Source organism: Paenibacillus sp. AN1007, from assembly GCF_040702995.1.
Lineage (GTDB): Bacteria > Bacillota > Bacilli > Paenibacillales > Paenibacillaceae > Paenibacillus.
On the sequence record NZ_CP159992.1, the window covers coordinates 883,290 to 899,821 of the forward strand.

At 46.4% G+C, this 16,532-nt stretch carries 19 protein-coding genes; all 19 read left to right on the top strand.

Annotation, left to right across the window (positions count from 1 at the left end; all coding sequences use genetic code 11):
* Position 1 precedes the first annotated feature (1 nt).
* Positions 2 to 433 (top strand): GNAT family N-acetyltransferase, encoded by a 432-nt coding sequence (locus ABXS70_RS03955; RefSeq protein ID WP_342552377.1) that lies wholly within the window; start codon positions 2 to 4, stop codon positions 431 to 433.
* A 27-nt stretch (positions 434 to 460) separates the two neighbouring features.
* Complete coding sequence (locus ABXS70_RS03960) at positions 461 to 1,204, top strand: DUF1361 domain-containing protein (protein ID WP_366293996.1); 744 nt, start codon at positions 461 to 463, stop codon at positions 1,202 to 1,204.
* A 61-nt stretch (positions 1,205 to 1,265) separates the two neighbouring features.
* Positions 1,266 to 2,390 carry a DNA polymerase III subunit beta gene (dnaN, locus tag ABXS70_RS03965; RefSeq protein ID WP_366293999.1) on the top strand — a complete coding sequence of 375 codons (1,125 nt, stop codon included), beginning with the start codon at positions 1,266 to 1,268 and terminating at the stop codon, positions 2,388 to 2,390.
* A 76-nt stretch (positions 2,391 to 2,466) separates the two neighbouring features.
* The gene (locus ABXS70_RS03970; protein WP_366294002.1) at positions 2,467 to 2,961 is read left to right on the top strand and encodes a hypothetical protein; all 495 of its coding nucleotides are present in this window, start codon (positions 2,467 to 2,469) and stop codon (positions 2,959 to 2,961) included.
* Positions 2,952 to 3,092, top strand: coding sequence for a hypothetical protein (locus ABXS70_RS03975; RefSeq protein WP_366294005.1), 141 nt, complete (start codon positions 2,952 to 2,954; stop codon positions 3,090 to 3,092). Before ABXS70_RS03970 ends, ABXS70_RS03975 begins: the two co-directional genes overlap by 10 nt.
* Before the next feature lie 3 nt (positions 3,093 to 3,095).
* Positions 3,096 to 4,040 carry a GNAT family N-acetyltransferase gene (locus tag ABXS70_RS03980; RefSeq protein WP_366294008.1) on the top strand — a complete coding sequence of 315 codons (945 nt, stop codon included), beginning with the start codon at positions 3,096 to 3,098 and terminating at the stop codon, positions 4,038 to 4,040.
* On the top strand, positions 4,037 to 4,768 hold the full coding sequence (locus ABXS70_RS03985; RefSeq protein ID WP_342552372.1) for a metallophosphoesterase family protein: 732 nt from the start codon (positions 4,037 to 4,039) through the stop codon (positions 4,766 to 4,768). The genes ABXS70_RS03980 and ABXS70_RS03985 overlap by 4 nt, the downstream gene beginning before the upstream one ends.
* 58 nt (positions 4,769 to 4,826) lie before the next feature.
* Positions 4,827 to 4,982, top strand: coding sequence for a hypothetical protein (locus ABXS70_RS03990; protein WP_342552371.1), 156 nt, complete (start codon positions 4,827 to 4,829; stop codon positions 4,980 to 4,982).
* 113 nt (positions 4,983 to 5,095) lie between these two features.
* Positions 5,096 to 5,608: a hypothetical protein gene (locus tag ABXS70_RS03995; protein ID WP_366294012.1), complete on the top strand. Its 513-nt coding sequence runs from the start codon at positions 5,096 to 5,098 to the stop codon at positions 5,606 to 5,608.
* Positions 5,605 to 5,895, top strand: coding sequence for a hypothetical protein (locus ABXS70_RS04000; protein WP_366294015.1), 291 nt, complete (start codon positions 5,605 to 5,607; stop codon positions 5,893 to 5,895). The genes ABXS70_RS03995 and ABXS70_RS04000 overlap by 4 nt, the downstream gene beginning before the upstream one ends.
* Before the next feature lie 40 nt (positions 5,896 to 5,935).
* Positions 5,936 to 6,430, top strand: coding sequence for a DinB family protein (locus tag ABXS70_RS04005; RefSeq protein ID WP_366294018.1), 495 nt, complete (start codon positions 5,936 to 5,938; stop codon positions 6,428 to 6,430).
* A 6-nt stretch (positions 6,431 to 6,436) separates the two neighbouring features.
* Entirely contained in the window at positions 6,437 to 7,315 is an 879-nt protein-coding gene (locus tag ABXS70_RS04010) for an aminoglycoside phosphotransferase family protein (protein WP_366294021.1), read from the top strand.
* Positions 7,316 to 7,460: 145 nt separating this feature from the next.
* Positions 7,461 to 7,808, top strand: a complete 348-nt coding sequence (locus ABXS70_RS04015) for a hypothetical protein (RefSeq protein ID WP_342552366.1) — start codon at positions 7,461 to 7,463, stop codon at positions 7,806 to 7,808.
* A gap of 129 nt (positions 7,809 to 7,937) precedes the next feature.
* Positions 7,938 to 8,936, top strand: coding sequence for an endo-1,4-beta-xylanase (locus tag ABXS70_RS04020; protein WP_366294024.1), 999 nt, complete (start codon positions 7,938 to 7,940; stop codon positions 8,934 to 8,936).
* A gap of 251 nt (positions 8,937 to 9,187) precedes the next feature.
* Positions 9,188 to 10,306 carry a response regulator gene (locus tag ABXS70_RS04025; protein ID WP_366294027.1) on the top strand — a complete coding sequence of 373 codons (1,119 nt, stop codon included), beginning with the start codon at positions 9,188 to 9,190 and terminating at the stop codon, positions 10,304 to 10,306.
* A gap of 4 nt (positions 10,307 to 10,310) precedes the next feature.
* A complete protein-coding gene (locus tag ABXS70_RS04030) occupies positions 10,311 to 12,059 on the top strand; it encodes a sensor histidine kinase (RefSeq protein WP_342552363.1) in 1,749 nt (582 codons plus the stop codon).
* Positions 12,060 to 12,083: 24 nt separating this feature from the next.
* Positions 12,084 to 13,637 (top strand): response regulator, encoded by a 1,554-nt coding sequence (locus ABXS70_RS04035; RefSeq protein WP_342552362.1) that lies wholly within the window; start codon positions 12,084 to 12,086, stop codon positions 13,635 to 13,637.
* Between the two features lie 142 nt (positions 13,638 to 13,779).
* Positions 13,780 to 15,438 (top strand): ABC transporter substrate-binding protein, encoded by a 1,659-nt coding sequence (locus ABXS70_RS04040; protein ID WP_342552361.1) that lies wholly within the window; start codon positions 13,780 to 13,782, stop codon positions 15,436 to 15,438.
* A 121-nt stretch (positions 15,439 to 15,559) separates the two neighbouring features.
* On the top strand, positions 15,560 to 16,525 hold the full coding sequence (locus ABXS70_RS04045; protein ID WP_342552360.1) for an ABC transporter permease subunit: 966 nt from the start codon (positions 15,560 to 15,562) through the stop codon (positions 16,523 to 16,525).
* Positions 16,526 to 16,532: the final 7 nt, after the last annotated feature.

Sequence of the window (16,532 nt, forward strand, 5' to 3'; positions counted from 1 at the left end):
TATGATGATCAGAGAAGCTGAATTTAGGGATGCAGCAGCGATTGAAAGATTGTACAGAGAGCTGCTTCCGAGCCATACGCATACAAAAGTGCTCGCTGAACGAATAGAAGAGATTAGACGCCACGAACACAGCTATCTCTTTGTGTATGAAGTTGAGAAACAGGTGGTAGGTACGGCGCATTTACATATTTGTCTGGATGCTCTCGCGGGGAACCAACCGTTTGGTGTGGTGGAGAGGGTCATTATATCCAGTGAGGTGCAGGGCCAGGGGTATGGTACAGAATTAATGGAACATCTGGAACAGATATGTATACGGATGAATGCATCGAAGATGCTGCTCGCCAGCGGCGCTTCCAGACATGAGGCCCATCATTTCTATCAAAAGCTTGGATATGATGGGGAGTCCAGCAGAGCTTTTAAGAAATATCTATAATTTTAGGAGAAGGATCAGATCAATAGAATGAGGACTAACCAAGATGGATATAAACACAATAAGCTCTGGAATAAAGGACGTACAGCAGTGCTCTTGACGCTGCTGCTTATGACGTTATGCTGTCTTGGTACTGCGGCGTATCTGCGGGCAAAATCAGGATCGAATATGTATGCTTTTTTGGTCTGGGACATGTTTCTGGCATGGGTTCCACTGCTCATATCATCATTGATCGTTTATGTATTAGAATGTAAAGGTTTCAAACCCGGATGGTTGGGCGCTGCTCTAGTGGGCCTGCTTTGTCTGATTTGGCTTTTCTTTCTGCCCAATGCGGCCTATCTGTATACGGAGATGCTGCATGCCTTCCGGTATTTCACAGCTCAGCCAGAGTCCCCATTTTGGTATAACATGGATTTTTGGTATAGTCTTACACTTTCACTTGGTACGGCTATCGTGGGTTTATTACTCTCTACATGTTCTGTTAGGCAAATTGAAAACGTGCTGTATCTGTTTGTACATAAATATGTCTGCTGGATAATTATAAGTTTTATATTACTTCTGAGCAGTCTAGGCGTGTATATCGGCAGGTATAATCGCTGGAATTCATGGGATGTTGTATCCAGACCGGAGCAGATTATAACGGACTTGCTGCATGATTTCGGCGCAGTGGACAGTATGCTGCTCGAATTTGTAATCCTAATGTCTGTGGTGCAGGGATTCGTGTATATCATTGTTTCACTAATGAGTTCAAGAACAAACCAGCGGCAGCACTGAAATAGCGTTTCGGAACAGAATGGAATTCATGAATTTTTCATAAAAGCAAGGAGCGACCCCGATGAGAGTGATTATAAACCGTGTTCGTTTGTTGGAGCAGTTAACCAAAGCGGTTCGCTTCGTATCATCCAATGAGCATGTCCGAGTGCTCGAATGTATATATATGGAGACGTTTACAGACCGGATCAGCTTGATTAGCGGAGATGGTACAGCTTTTTTTATGACGGAGATTCCTGCAGAGGATATTCAGATCCAGCAATCAGGGAAGGCTGCGGTTCAAGCAAAGCTGCTGGCTGATATTGTACGAAAGATGCAGGAGAACGAAATCATATTATCCAGCGAGGCAGCAGGTGACCGCCTAATCGTCACCACTCACTCCGCCAGATCAACTTTTGTACTCCAGCTGCTGCAGGCTGATGAATATCCGCTTCCAGAGTCGATCGAGTGCAGTACGTTATTTACGATCAGCGGGGCAGGCTTAAAAGATGGGATTCGTCAAACTTTGTTTGCGGTCCAGAAAAAAGAACATATGCCTACGCTGACTGGAGTGAAAATGGAGGTTAAGGATGCTGCGTTAACGATGATCGGCTGTGACCGATATCGGATGGGGAAGGTGAAGCAGGCTCTGACATCTGAGATGCATGTAGTGAGCGAAACAGCTATCGTTCCTGGCCGAACGATGAATGAGCTTGAGAAACTTCTCGGAGATGAATTTGTGAACGTTAGATTGGGCAAAACCAAGATTGAATTTACGGGTGAACATTTCACCCTTCTGACTCATTCAATTACAGGAACTTATCCGAATGTTGAAATCGGTACAGACTCGGCTTATGCAGCTCGTTTTGTCGTTCCTGCATCTGATCTGATAGCCGCACTGGACCGCACTGCAATAATCGCATCTCAGGAAAAAACCAATCTGGTCCAAATGCGGGTCCAAGCGGAAAAGGTTGAATTCAACGCCTCAAGTCAAGTAAATCAATCATCAGAAACACTCTCTACATATCGTTTTCTAGGAACGGAATGTAAAGTGTCATTGAATGTAGGTTACGCATTAGAAGCTATAAAAGCGCTGGACGCTGAGCAAGTTCAAGTACAGATTAACCAGGGGATGCAGATGATCCTTTTTACCTCAGATGAAAAAGAGGGGGCACTGCAGCTGATTATGGCGGCTCGTACCGCAGGTTGATATTGGTTCATGCATAATGAGGAGATAGAAAACCAGGGTGAATATATATATGACACTGCTCAGGAGGTAACGACACATGGGTGAGGCTTCTGTTTTTATCAAACGTTTACCGGATATTGGTGAGTGTGAGCGGATCTTTAAGGCAGCAGCGATGATGGATGCGATATTGATGCCCGAATGGGAGTACCGGTATTATTCTTACAATGCACAGTGGGACAAAGGTGAACAGATGGCCTCGATGAGAGACGGAGAAGGGGATCACTATTTTGCATGGTTTGATTCCGGCAGTCTGATTATAAAAGGGTATGACAAAGCTTATGCTTCTCTTCATAAAAATCGGCTTGGTGATGTGTTGAAGGGTGTGCCTGCGGTATTTAATGCATTTCTGCATGAGCCTGCCTTTATGATGGATCAGACGACATTCTGCATTTGGAACGAAGCAGGGAAGAACGGCTGGGCTTCAAGTCAGCAGCTGACGGATGAAGCCTGCGTTTTAATCGAGATACTTGCGGGTGGTGCAGTGTATTATCATGCCTGGGCTCAGCGTATTATGAGGTCGAATTGGATCTAAATTGGGTTCAGCATGTATTTGCCTTGAAACCGCTGAACGAACAGCTGCTGCAGCGGTTAAATGCAGAGATTGAGCTTGACGAACTGGAAGAAGATATTGCAGAAATTGGTTATCCGGAGATGGAGGAATGACATATGAGTCTAACCGAATGGACTGCGGATACGCTTCAATATGATCTGTCAGATGAATATTCGATTCGACTGGCTGATGTTAAGGAGTGGGGGTTATTCTGTACCGTTTATTATGATATGGGGTACGTTGGATTTTTCAGAGAAGAAGAGTTCAATTCCTCAAGGTGCAGTGCGTACTGGATCTATCAAGGGGAGCGCAAAGTAGGCGGTGTAAGGATGGAGCCCAACAAGATGTATCACTTGTTTCTCATCCCCCCTTTCCAGCAGGGCTTTGAGATCGTCAAGCTTCTGAAACGGAAATTAATGCAGTGGTCAGACCGCAGCAAACGCATCGTGACCTTTGAGATTTTACCGAGCCAAGCAGACTGGTTTGCAAGGGCCGGATTCTGGCCGGCCGAGTTCAGATGCCGCTGGATGCAGCGGCCTACGGATCATTTTGATATCGAGTGGGACCCTAGGTGGTCTGTACAGAGTCCGAAGATCATTGAAAACGGGGCGGGTGGATTGAAGTACGTCAACGAAGAAGAAATCGCCCGGTGTGATCTGGAAAGTTTCGGTGGAAGTCTTGAAGCGGCTCGAAGAAAGCAGAAATCACTGGAAGATTTTACACCTGATGAGGACCCCAACTACACTAACGAGATTCTGACGCAGGCCTCTACACTGGTATATGATCAGGAAACCGGTCAGTTGATTGCCAACTGCCGCTTGTGTCTGCAGGACAATCAGGCTGCCGTATACAGTATCGGTGTGATCCCTTCGTACAGAGGAAGAGGACTCGCTTCCCAGATGTTACAACGAGCATTAACCATGCTCAAGGGGCAGTATCCTTTTTTACGGCTGTACGTCATGGAGGGAAATGATGCGGAGTCGGTGTATTTGAATCTGGGTTTTGTCCAGGGGGTTCAGGAGATTCAGACCATGTATATTCCTGAGGAGGAATCGGAATGAAGGCCGCCATTTTAACCGATATTCATGGAAATGCTCCAGCGCTTCAAGCCGTGTTAAGTGATATTGACCAGCAGGGGGACATCGAGCAGTTATTTTGTCTGGGAGACATGATTGGTATAGGTCCATATTCCAATGAAGTGATTGAAATGTTATACAGCCGTGAACACATGACGGCCATTGCAGGGAATCACGAAGAAGCGGTACTCCATTTACTTGAGGGAAGAGGTCCGTTGAAAGGGCACAAAGAATTGCAAGAACATCATGAGTGGGTTGGCAGACAGTTAAGCGAAGAATCCATCAAGCTAATACAGCGTCTGCCCAAATCTATAGACAAAGAAGTCGAAGGACAGCATGTGCTGCTGACTCATTATCATATGAGCGATAACAAGCTGGATGACATTGATCGGGAGCCTTCCGGCGTGAAGTTGGATGCAAAGTATAAAGAAACCTCGTATGACCTGATCTGTTTTGGACATTATCACATTCTTCATTATTTCAGGACGGCGCAGCGGGTCTATATGAATCCGGGAGCTTTAGGCTGTAATGAGTTTGCGGTTGCGCGATATGGCATTGCAGAGTTTCATAAGGATCGACTGGATGTGAAGTTCACGGCCGTTACCTATGACAACAGGCAGTATCTTCAAGCTTATGAGCGTCTGAACGTTCCGAATAAAGATTTTATTTTGAAAGCGTTCCATGGGAATCAACTTGACAAAGAAGTGCAGTAATGACTAAGGGCGATCTGGCGAGATTGCCTTCTTTTGTTTAGAAAAGGGAGGAAAAATAATGATGTTCGTTATAATTATTTGTTCACTCTTAATTTTAATTTTAGGCCAATATGTAATTAAAGCAGCCATTGATACTTCACGAAATAGCCAGCATACGAAAGAGATTTTGGTAGAGCTGCGGGAGATCAAAGCGCTTTTGAAAGAGAGACAGTGAACACAAGCGGGAACAATATGGCTTCTGGCTGCGGGAACTGCTGAATAGTTTGAAAATAGGATGTAACTAAAGTCGGCTTTAGGTTGTTTAAGTATTGGATGAGGTGATAAAAAATGAAGAAAACCCAACATTTCAAACGACTCTGGCTGTTTGTTGGGATGGCCGCGGCTGCTGCTGTCCTGTACTTCTGGTTGATGAATAACCGATTTGTGGATATTCATACTCCTCTGTCAAGTGCCGAAGTCGTGCGTGCGGATACGAGCAAAGCTGTATATACCAAGATTGGCGGCGGTGCCCATATCCGTTTTGACGATGCTGTTTTGAACGAAGAAGATATAAGCCGGGTTGTTCATTGGTTGAATGAAGCTCCAGGACTCGCCAAGACACCTGTGGATCGCATTGATGGCAGCATTCATATAGGGATTGCTTTGAGACTTAAGCATCATACTGGGGTCACCATTCAATACAACGGCAGCCAGATTTACGTTACGAAAAATGGCCGTTTTAACCAGACATCGAGGTATGCACTGCACCATCCGGAGTTAAAAAATTATTTGGATGAAGAACTAGAGGGGACGTATTTTGGAGGAAGTCCTGTTAAGGGAGAACAGGAGGGAACATCATGAAGATAAACTTGAAAATATTCAATCTTTCCGCTTGGCTTGCCGCACTGGCAGTCTGGTGTCTCCCGGGTACCATAGAGACAGAAGGCGGGCCGCTCCGAACCGAGTATGGATTTCCATTTCGTTTTTTGACGGATTATCATCTCCCGAACCCGGATGGAGCGATCTGGTTTATATCCGACATGCATATCAATTTGCTGGTGTACTTCTTTAATATTTTGTTTATTTATGCTGGAATACATGTGATTTTGTATCTCAAAAAGAGAATAAAAGAGAAGCAGCCGGGGTGAATTACAATGAAGCATCTTTGTTGAATAGGAGTGTGCAGATATGGAGACGTTTTTTCGCTATAACTGGATCGTACGTGAACAGTGGTATGCATGGTGTGCAGACCTGCCGCCAGAAGAGCTGCTTCGCCCGCGTACAGGAGGGGTTGGGAGTATACTGAGAACTTTGTTTCACGTTATTGATGTGGAATGGAGCTGGCTGCAGCTGCTGCAGGGAAAACCGGACGATGAGGAGGATTTTGCCAACTATCAGACGCTCCAAGCCGTGCGTGAGCTGGATCATAAACTGCACAAGGACGTGGAAGCATTTGTTCTAGCCTGGGAGCCTGGTATGGAAAAGAAAGCTTTCATAGACCGCCGAACCGACGGGCGCGCGGACATGGATGCTTGGGGTGAAATTATGCGGCATGTGATTGCACATGAAATTCATCACATGGGACAGTTATCCGTATGGGCCAGAGAAATCGGTCGGGTACCTGTATCCGCTAATGTTATAGGCAAAGGCTTGATCAAGCCTAACCCGAACGGAAGGTCGTGAACAAACGTGATACGGCTTGGTGACATGAACTGGGTTCATCTGGACGAAAAGATCAGGCAGGGTATGCAGCAGCAGAATCAGCAAATTATTCCGCTTACACCTGGGTTGGAAGCCGATGTGATGTGCATTAGATGGAATGATCAGTCGTACGTTCTGAAGATATGGAATAAGGAATCACGCCCGGATATCGGCAAACAATATCACCTGCTGCTGAAGCTGGGCCAGAGTGGAATTCAAGTGTCCAGACCCTATGGCTGGGGGAAGGATCAGGATCACAATCAGGTGCTGCTTACAAGTTACGATGGCGTACCAGTTACCCGGCTGGATCAAAAGGTTTTAAGGCGAATGGCCTGTACATTAAATGATATCCACCAGTATCTATTCAGCATCGCAGATACAGATGCAGATACAGAGGCGTCCAAAGAGTACATCCCTCGCTGCCGTTTTGTTGACTATTTTTTTCCTCAGATCGATAAACATGCTGATATTTATGATCGTGTGAATGATGTGATGCAGCGTGTACAGATCAGACAGGATCACTTGATTCACGGTGACTACAACTTGGGGAACATTGTCGAGATGAATGGACAGCACACGGTTATTGACTGGACCAATGGACAGTACGGAGATCCGAGATATGACACGGCATGGTCTGTCTTTTTAATCACCATCTATAACGGAGAAGAGTACGGTAAGCTTTATCGGGATGAGCTGCGGACTGTTTCAAGCTGTATGTTGGATGAAGAACGAGCCTTTGAGGCGCTTGCCTGGCTGCGCTGGGTGCTGCTGTCACGCGAGGGGGATGTTCCAAGAAATTCGGAAGTCATGCGGCGTATGCTGAACATTGCTGCGCATAACCTGTATCTGCACACCAGTTTGTTGTGAATGAAGTAACGTCTTCATCGAGCATATTTCCTTATACCCCAAGATGCCGTTTGGGTATTCCGAATATCTTTTCAAGGCGATTCCCAAGCCTGTCCTAAACTCATATTTTCTGCATACCTATGGTAGTAGAGGAGCGTGATGAGTTATGGAACAGAAAGTGCAGACTTATTTTGAATTGAAACAGCAGCAGAAAGAGATTGAACAGCGGTTATCCGTATTGCGAGATGAGATTGTGGCTTATTGTGCGGAGCAGGGGATCTATGAGACCGAAGTAGGCAGCTACAAGGTGAAAACGGTGCTCCAGCACCGCAAGGAATACGATGATCAGAAGCTTTACGCGTCCCTGCCTGATCCGGAAATTTGGAAGCTGGTGTCCAAGGTGGACAGCCATAAGCTGAAGAGTTTGATCAAGCTTCATATTCTTACTGAAGAACAGGTCAGCCCGGCGTGTACGGTGAAGCAGGTTACGATGCTGCAGGTCGACAAGTTATAACGTATGGCTTCAACCCTTCTTTCGTACCGAAATTGGTAGAATTTCAGGGGGCAAAAGTTTATTTTGTTCATGGAAAGCGCATTCATAATCCGTTATGATGAAGTAATAAACCTGCGAGGAGGAACCAGGATGTCTACTGAAATTCCGTCCCTACATACTGCTTATGCCGATTTGTTCAAGATAGGTGCGGCAGTACATACGAGAATGCTGCAGTCCGAAGGGGATTTTATTGCAAAGCATTATAACAGTGTTACCGCTGAGAACCAGATGAAGTTCGAAGAAGTTCATCCGCGAGAGCATGAATATACGTTTGAGGCAGCAGACGAGATTGTTGATTTTGCTGTTGGCCGGGGAATCGGTGTGCGCGGTCACACCTTGGTATGGCACAATCAGACACCAGCATGGGTGTTCGAAGATGCTTCCGGTGGTCCGGCTTCAAGAGAAACGATGCTGTCCCGGTTGAAGCAGCATATTGATACAGTCGTTGGCCGTTACAAAGGACAGATCTATGCTTGGGATGTTGTGAACGAGGCTATCGAAGATAAAACCGATCTGATTATGCGTGATACGAAGTGGCTGCGCTTGGTCGGAGAGGATTATTTGCATCAGGCGTTCAGTATGGCTCATGAGGCAGATCCGGATGCACTGCTGTTCTATAATGATTACAACGAGACAGACCCCGTGAAGCGGGAGAAAATATACAATCTGGTTCGGTCCCTCCTGGACAAGGGGGCACCTGTTCATGGTATTGGTATGCAGGGACACTGGAACATTCATGGTCCTTCCATTGAAGAGATCCGTCAGGCTATTGAACGTTATGCCTCACTGGATGTACAGCTTCATGTCACTGAGCTGGATCTGTCCGTCTTCCGTCATGACGATCGACGTACCGATCTGACGGAACCAACATCAGAGATGATGGAGCTTCAGGAGAAAAGGTATGAGGACATTTTTCGATTGTTCCGGGAGTATAAATCCAACATTACTTCCGTGACATTCTGGGGTGTGGCTGATAATTATTCGTGGTTGGATCATTTTCCGGTACGCGGCCGCAAAAACTGGCCGTTTGTATTCGATACACAGCTGCAGCCGAAGGGTTCGTTCTGGCGTATTCTTGGGCAGGACTGAGGCTCAGGCTTAGGCAGTAATTCAGGTATAAGCTCAGCTCAGTTTAGGTTGAAGTTTCAAGCTGCAGTGTACCGCAGTCTGTTGACGGTTACGAACTCATAGCCTTGCAGGCAGGCCCATAAAAAGGGCGAGCCTGCAGGGCTTTTTTGAAGTATCTTATAAATAGAGCAGATTTATTCTAATCTTAGCATTGTCACATTGACTATACGGTGCCATACTGGAGAAAAAAAGGGGAAATGGCAGGTGAATCCATGTACAAGGTCATAGTAGCAGATGACGAGCCATTTATGCTGGAAGGCTGGAGAACGATGATCGATTGGCAGGGCTGCGGATATGAGTTATGTGGAACTGCGACAGATGGAGAAGAAGCACTTGAACTGATCAGCCATGTGAATCCGGATCTGGTTGTAACCGATATTCAGATGCCGGTACTTGATGGACTTGGCTTGATTCGAACGATGCGTGAAGAATTAAACTATGATTCCCAGATCGTCATCGTGACTGGTTATTCCGAATTCGGTTACGCACAGCAGGCGATACGATATCGGGTGAATGAATATGTACTCAAGCCTTTGGTGCCTGAAGAGATTCATGAGTTATTGAAAAATCTGATTATTCCTCTGGACACCCAGAGACAGGAAATCGAGACGAGGTATGCGGAAGAACGAAATGAGGCAGCGGAGATGCTGGATACGTTTACTGACGCAGGTGGTGTGATTGAAGAAGCGGATCTCGAAAAAATGACTTCTCGTGCCAAGCAGTTCCTGGCTTTGATTGAAGCGGGAGATGTGAACCGGATTGATCGTGCTGTGGACGATATGCTGCAGGAGATGCGCGAATCCCGGGCTGCGAGGGGCTGGACTCAAAGCGCTGTCAGGTATGTACATGGAGAACTGCTGCGGAGATATGGGATAATTGGAGCGGATCAGACGCTTCTGCAAAAACGAACCTGGCATCACACAGAGAGTTGGTTCCATGGAGAGTTAAAGCAGCTGTTTAGGCAGATTGCCGAAACGTTCGCTTCATCTGCTCAGGCTGATCCGGGTTCAGGAGGGCTGGTAGCAGAAGCTGTTCAGTATTTGAAGGAACATTACCGCACCAAAATCAAACTGCAGCAGCTGGCGAATCACATTCATGTGAATGCAGCTTATCTGGGCCAGCAGTTCAAGCGGGAGATGGGCATCAGCTTCAGCGAATATGTGCATCGTCTTCGAATCGAAGAGGCACGCCGGATGCTTCGCCGAACGAATATGAAAATTTCAGATATTGCATTCGAATTGGGTTATCATGATGCGGAGTATTTTACCGAGAAATTTAAAGCGCTTACAGGCGAACTCCCGTCCTTATATAAAAACAATAATCAAGGGTGATCATGTGCATAAAAAAAAGTGGACTTTTCATACAGTGAATGATATCCCCCTTCGATACAAGTTTTTGCTAATTTATGTCGTGAGTATTCTTCTGCCCATTATCGCGATTAATCTGTTTTTCTATCAACGGACATCGGCAGATATCAAGGTGCGGGAACAGGAAAATCTGCGTAAATCCATTGACAGGGCCGCAGGTGAATTGGTGGGTATGATTGATGAGAGTGTTGCACTGAGTCGTATGATTGCAGCGGATGACTCCTTGTATGAAGCACTTGATCGTACTTATGAGTCACCTGTGGAGTATTACAACGAATACCACATTTTCCTGCGTGATAAATTGACTCGGTATATGTCAGCCAATATTCTTGAAGTTCGGATTTTCACGGATAACGATACCATTCAGACAGGTAGTCACTACATTGTCATGAAAGACAAGGGAAGTTCACTGCCTGGAATGAAGCAGTTAAATCAAGCAAGTGGGGATATTCTCGTTATCGATTATGAAGAACAGACCGGATTCAGCCGGGGGAAGCGAATCAGTGTCATCGGGAAGATGAAAACTTTTACTTCGTATGCTAACTATGCGAAGTATTCCAAAATCGATCTGGAAGTGAACCGGATTTTCAGCATACTTAATCGCGAGACGAACAGCCTGCAGCTCCGGCTTGTGGACGGAAATAGCCGCCCGGTTGTGTCCAGTGCACGCTTCCCTGCAGATGGACAGTGGTCTGCCAATGTGAATTCGGAATATGTGCTGGAGAAACCACTTGGCAATCTGGCTTATCTGGACGGCTGGAAGCTGATCGGGGTTGCGGACACGCGGCATGTCGACCAACTGCTGAAGGAAGCGCGGAATTCTATTTTGTGGCTGGCCTTAATAAGTGTAATCGTACCTTCGGTGCTCATCTATTTTATTCTGCGCTCGTATCACTATCGGATTCGCAAACTGTCACGGCATATGGAGAAAGTGCGTAATGAACGTTTTGATCTGATTGAGATACAGGAAGGCCGGGACGAGATCGGTGGTTTGATCCGCACATTTAATATGATGATTAGCAAAATTCATTCCCTGATCAATGATGTGTATAAGCTGGAGATCAGGCACAAAGATCTGGAACTGGATCAAGTACGAACCGAGTTATCCATGCTTCAGAGCCAGATGAACCCGCATTTTCTGTTTAATACACTAAATGCACTGCTCGTTGTGAGCACCAAAAACGGTTATACAGAAGTTTCGGAAATTATAAAGAGTTTATCGCTGCTAATGAGACAACTGCTCAGCAGATCAGATAATCTTATTACACTGGAGGAGGAGCTGCAGTTCACTACGCTTTATCTTCAGATTGAGAAGTTCAGGTTCGGGGAGTTGTTTGATTATACTTTTGATATTGATCCGGAGGCTGCGGGTAAACGCATTCCACGTATGAGTATTCAGCCGCTGGTTGAGAATGCATGCAAGCATGGTTTGCAGGCGCGCAAAACAGGACGATTAATTCATATTACTGCCAAGCTTGGCGAATCCGGGCTGGTTATTCGTGTCATAGATAACGGAATCGGGATGGAACAGGACAAACTGCGCCAATTATTACAGGATGTGCGGTCGGATCAGGCAAAAGACGGCTCACATGTAGGCATCCGCAACGTATACCGCCGCCTGGAGCTGTTTTATGACGGGGATGCAGCGTTTACGATTCGCAGTGAGAAAGGCAGCGGTACGGAAGCCGGGTTTCATATTCCGACAGATAGACTGTGACGTATGAATAAGGGGGTCAGCAAGATGTATAAGGTGCTTCTGGTAGACGATGAGCCGTTTGCGATCGAGGGGCTTCAGCTGCTCATTGATTGGCAGAAATTCGGTTTCGAGATTAACGGTGTATGTGCCAACGGAGAAGAGGCTGTTGAAGCTATACGTACAGACAAACCTGATCTGGTCGTCACGGATATTCATATGCCTGCGATGAACGGGCTGGAACTAATTGAGGAGGCACGTCGCCTGGGATATGATTCCACGATGTTTGTCATTACGAGCGGGTACAGCGATTTTAATTACGCAAGGCAGGCGATTCGTCTTGGGGTATGCAATTATTTGACCAAACCGGTGGATACGGTGGAAGCGGATGATATGCTGGAGCGTCTGGCACAGGAGTTGAAGGAAAAGCAGCAGCGGGATTCTGTTCGTGAAATGGCCAAAGCTCAGGAGATAAGGCATGTTTTGAGTACATTGATTACGGGTCAGGATGCTGAGAATGAAGAGGACATGGCACGCGATATATCTAAATTGAAGGAGCAGGCTCATAAGTGGACGTATGTAAAAGTAAGATTTCAGCGTGCCGATTCCGGTCAGATCCGCTCCACTATTAATGATATGGTGAGCCGTGAACCATGCTGCTATGTAGTTGAAAATGAACAGGATGCCTGCGGCATCGTATGGGGTGAAGGAGATGCCGTGCCAGATAATATGCAGGGCAGGAGCCATCGCGATTTTGCAGAGCGCCTGCTGTCTGCTCTGAACGAAGACATTCCTGACGGGGTACAGCTCGCCGTAGGGCTGCCTGTGCAGCAGCCGGAAACGTTATCTCTTTCCAAAAGTATGGCTGTTGAAACGGAGCGTTTTTTGTTTTTACATCCGGGGAATCTGTTGTTTGCCGAAGATATTCAGGAGCAGCATTTAAAATTCAATCCCGAATTTCTCCATGAAGTGGACAATATTATGGAGCGTTTGGAGAACGGTTCGCCTGAGCAGTTAAGTGTGTCGATCCGGGAAGCGTTCCATCAATTTGTAATCAACAAGACTGCACCTGAGTTTGTGCACATATTCATGACCCAAATTTTATTTCGAGGCCTTGCCCTGTGCAAGGAGCTTGGGGGGGAAACGAAAGAGCTGCTTCAGAATACGGCGTTCTATCCCGGCGATCGGTATCATCGGAACATTGAAGAATCAGCCAGTCTGCTTGAAGCGTTTTGCCTGAAGTGTCAAGCTGCCGCCGCAGCTCTTCGTCAAAAACAGCTCGGCGGAACACAGGCGATGGTGGCCGACTATTTGCAGGAGCATTTCAGGGAGACCTTCACCATTAAAGAACTGGCAGAACGTTTCTTCATGCATCCTGTGCATCTGGGGCAATCGTTTATGCGAAAGTATGGCAGAGGCGTGCTGGACATGGTGCATGATCTGCGGATCGGGGAAGCCAAAAGGCTTCTCAAAGATTCGGACGCTGCGTCATGTGCCATTGCGGAACAGGTTGGTTATAAGAGCTACCAGCATTTTCTTAAGCAGTTCGAGCGGAGGACAGGGATGAAACCGGCGGAGTACCGCCTTAAACATGCAAACTGAAGCATGTTTAAGGCGGTATGTGTGGATTAAAGACCTCCTGCAATTAAGGGGGGCAGATGCTTAAATCTGTTTATTTTGAAACCGCATACATTTCCTCATAATGAAGACAGTAAGGCAAACCACTTCCAAGGAGGCGCAATACATGGGGGGATTGAAGAAAAAGAAACTTTGGGGTTCCGTTTCTCTCGTTCTGGCATTAACTCTGGCACTTGCTGGATGCAGCAGTGAAGAGGCTAAAACGACGACACCCGATGGTAAGGAAGTATTAAACATCTCGGCTTTTATCGGAACACCGAATCAGGCACCTGCAGCGGATAACCGGATCTACAAAAAGATCGAAGAAGAGCTGGGTGTCAAACTGAACATGGAGTTTCTGGTAGGTGACTTGCAGCAGAAGCTGGGTGTTATGGTTGCGGGTGGAGATTACCCGGATCTTATTACGGCAGATACCAAACTGGTTGCGGCTGGTGCGGTGATCCCGCTGGAAGATCTGATCGAGCAGCATGCACCAAACCTTAAGAAGCATTATGCAAAAGATTGGGAACGGATGAAAGATTCCAGTGATGGACATATTTACTGGCTGCCTAACTACGGTGTATATACCGGTGAATTCATCAGTAACTATTATTCCGGCCCTGCGTTCTGGATTCAAAAGCAGGTGCTGAAAGAAGCTGGATATCCAACACCGAAAACGCTTGATGAGTATATGAAGCTGATTCGTGATTATACAGCGAAGCACCCGACAACAGAGGATGGTCAGCCGACCATTGGTTTCACCACACTGGCTTCTGACTGGAGAACATTCCCTCTCCTTAACCCGCCAGAGCACTTGACCGGTCATCCCAATGATGGCGGCGTTATCGTAGATGACAAAGGTGTTGCAACCGTATTCGCGGATAAAGATATTTCGAAACGATACTATAAAGAGCTGAACAATCTCTATAACGATGGATTGCTCGATAAGGAAGCATTCGTTCAAAACTATGACCAGTATTTGGCGAAAATCTCTTCGGGCCGTGTGGTCGGCATGTTTGACCAGCACTGGAACTTCCAACAAGGTGAAGACCCGCTTGTAGCTCAGAACAAAATTTCTCAAACCTATGTTGGCTTCCCGCTGGTTTACGACACAAGCATCAAGGATCATTACCTGGATCGCCCGGTAATTAACTTGAATAATGGCTTCGGTATCAGTAAAGATGCTAAAGACGCTGTTGCCATCATCAAATTCCTCGATGCATTGATGGATGAAAAATATCAAAAGCTTCTTTCCTGGGGTGAAGAGGGCGTTGACTATAAGGTAAATGATAAAGGCAGATTCTATCGTACACCTGAACAACGTATTCAACAGGAAGATCCGGCATGGAAATTGGCTAACAAAGCAGAAGGTTTCTATGGCGCAGCACCGAAAATGGAAGGTACGTTCTCTGACGGCAATGCAATTGGTGCAACGAACCAACCTGAGGAATTCTACGACAGCTTGAAGCCGGAGGATAAAGAACTTCTGGATGCATACGGTTTCAAAACATGGAGTGACTTCTTCTCTCCTGCACCTGAGAACCCAGTGTATTATCCGGCATGGCAGGTGGACCTGAAAGAAGGTTCAGATGCATCGGTAGCAAACAAACAAATGACGGATACATCTCTGAAATACCTGCCTAGAGCCATCATGTCTAATTCCAATGAGTTTGATTCGATCTGGAGCGAATATGTGGACGCTTACAAGAAAATTAATGTGAAAGCATACGAAGACCGAATCAATGAGCAGTTACAATGGCGGATTCAGAACTGGACCGTGAAATAAATAAAAGCGGTTGTTGGATCACTTCGGAAGGCGGCAAAGGGGGATGGATACAGCTTATCCCCTGCGCCTTCCGAACAATCCATCCCTATAATCCGCTGTATGTTGATAGGAGGAGTGAAGGATGGCGAATACGCCGGGAGCCATACAGGATAAATCTGCTCCAACCGTTGTTACCAAGACGCCTCTGATGAAGCGCCTGCGCAGTCAAAAACAACTAATGTTTATGTCTCTGCCCATCGTTGCTTACATTCTGGTTTTCTCGTATTATCCGATCTGGGGCTGGGTTATGGCGTTTCAGAATTACAGTCCAGCGAAGAAATTCTCGCAGCAGGAGTGGGTCGGACTTAAGCACTTCAAGTTTCTGCTTACGGACGACGCGTTTCTGAACGTGCTTCGCAATACGATCGCGATGAGTTTGATTAACATGATTCTTGGCTTTGTGACAGCCATTGTTTTTGCGATTTTGCTGAATGAAATCAAGAACAAACTGTACAAACGTACCATTCAAACGATCTCGTACCTGCCTCACTTCCTGTCATGGATTATCGTTACGGGCATTGTTGCCAGTTCGTTATCCGTAGACGGCGGGATTGTGAACGTGGTGCTGATGAAGCTGGGATTCATTAATGAACCGATTATGTGGCTCAGCGTTCCAGAGTATTTCTGGGGGATTGTCGGTGCATCACACGTATGGAAAGAGGTCGGCTGGAACGCTATCATCTATCTGGCAGCAATTACCTCCATTGATCCTTCACTCTACGAGGCGGCCGAAATTGATGGTGCCAACCGTTATAAGAAAATGCTGTATGTTACGCTGCCGGGAATCAAGTCCATCGTCATTATCCTGTTGATCATGAACATGGGTTGGATTCTGGAAGCCGGTTTCGAAGTACAGTACTTGCTTGGAAATGGTGTCGTTGTTGACTGGTCACAGACGATTGATATCTTTGTCTTGAAATACGGACTGCAGATTGGTAACTATTCACTTGCTACCGCCGCCGGTATATTCAAAACCGTCGTCAGTATCATACTGATTTTTGCGGCGAACTCAATATCTAAACGATTCGGCGAAGACCGATTAATATGAGGAGGAC

Excerpts from the sequence above, each read along its gene's own strand:
- dnaN (WP_366293999.1), top strand. The coding sequence starts at position 1,266 with ATGAGAGTGATTATAAACCGTGTTCGTTTGTTGGAGCAGTTAACCAAA.
- ABXS70_RS04025 (WP_366294027.1), top strand. The coding sequence starts at position 9,188 with ATGTACAAGGTCATAGTAGCAGATGACGAGCCATTTATGCTGGAAGGC.
- ABXS70_RS03985 (WP_342552372.1), top strand. The coding sequence starts at position 4,037 with ATGAAGGCCGCCATTTTAACCGATATTCATGGAAATGCTCCAGCGCTT.
- ABXS70_RS03960 (WP_366293996.1), top strand. The coding sequence starts at position 461 with ATGAGGACTAACCAAGATGGATATAAACACAATAAGCTCTGGAATAAA.
- ABXS70_RS03990 (WP_342552371.1), top strand. The coding sequence starts at position 4,827 with ATGATGTTCGTTATAATTATTTGTTCACTCTTAATTTTAATTTTAGGC.
- ABXS70_RS04040 (WP_342552361.1), top strand. The coding sequence starts at position 13,780 with ATGGGGGGATTGAAGAAAAAGAAACTTTGGGGTTCCGTTTCTCTCGTT.
- ABXS70_RS04015 (WP_342552366.1), top strand. The coding sequence starts at position 7,461 with ATGGAACAGAAAGTGCAGACTTATTTTGAATTGAAACAGCAGCAGAAA.
- ABXS70_RS03995 (WP_366294012.1), top strand. The coding sequence starts at position 5,096 with ATGAAGAAAACCCAACATTTCAAACGACTCTGGCTGTTTGTTGGGATG.
- ABXS70_RS04020 (WP_366294024.1), top strand. The coding sequence starts at position 7,938 with ATGTCTACTGAAATTCCGTCCCTACATACTGCTTATGCCGATTTGTTC.
- ABXS70_RS04035 (WP_342552362.1), top strand. The coding sequence starts at position 12,084 with ATGTATAAGGTGCTTCTGGTAGACGATGAGCCGTTTGCGATCGAGGGG.
- ABXS70_RS04000 (WP_366294015.1), top strand. The coding sequence starts at position 5,605 with ATGAAGATAAACTTGAAAATATTCAATCTTTCCGCTTGGCTTGCCGCA.
- ABXS70_RS03980 (WP_366294008.1), top strand. The coding sequence starts at position 3,096 with ATGAGTCTAACCGAATGGACTGCGGATACGCTTCAATATGATCTGTCA.
- ABXS70_RS04005 (WP_366294018.1), top strand. The coding sequence starts at position 5,936 with ATGGAGACGTTTTTTCGCTATAACTGGATCGTACGTGAACAGTGGTAT.
- ABXS70_RS03955 (WP_342552377.1), top strand. The coding sequence starts at position 2 with ATGATGATCAGAGAAGCTGAATTTAGGGATGCAGCAGCGATTGAAAGA.
- ABXS70_RS03970 (WP_366294002.1), top strand. The coding sequence starts at position 2,467 with ATGGGTGAGGCTTCTGTTTTTATCAAACGTTTACCGGATATTGGTGAG.
- ABXS70_RS04045 (WP_342552360.1), top strand. The coding sequence starts at position 15,560 with ATGGCGAATACGCCGGGAGCCATACAGGATAAATCTGCTCCAACCGTT.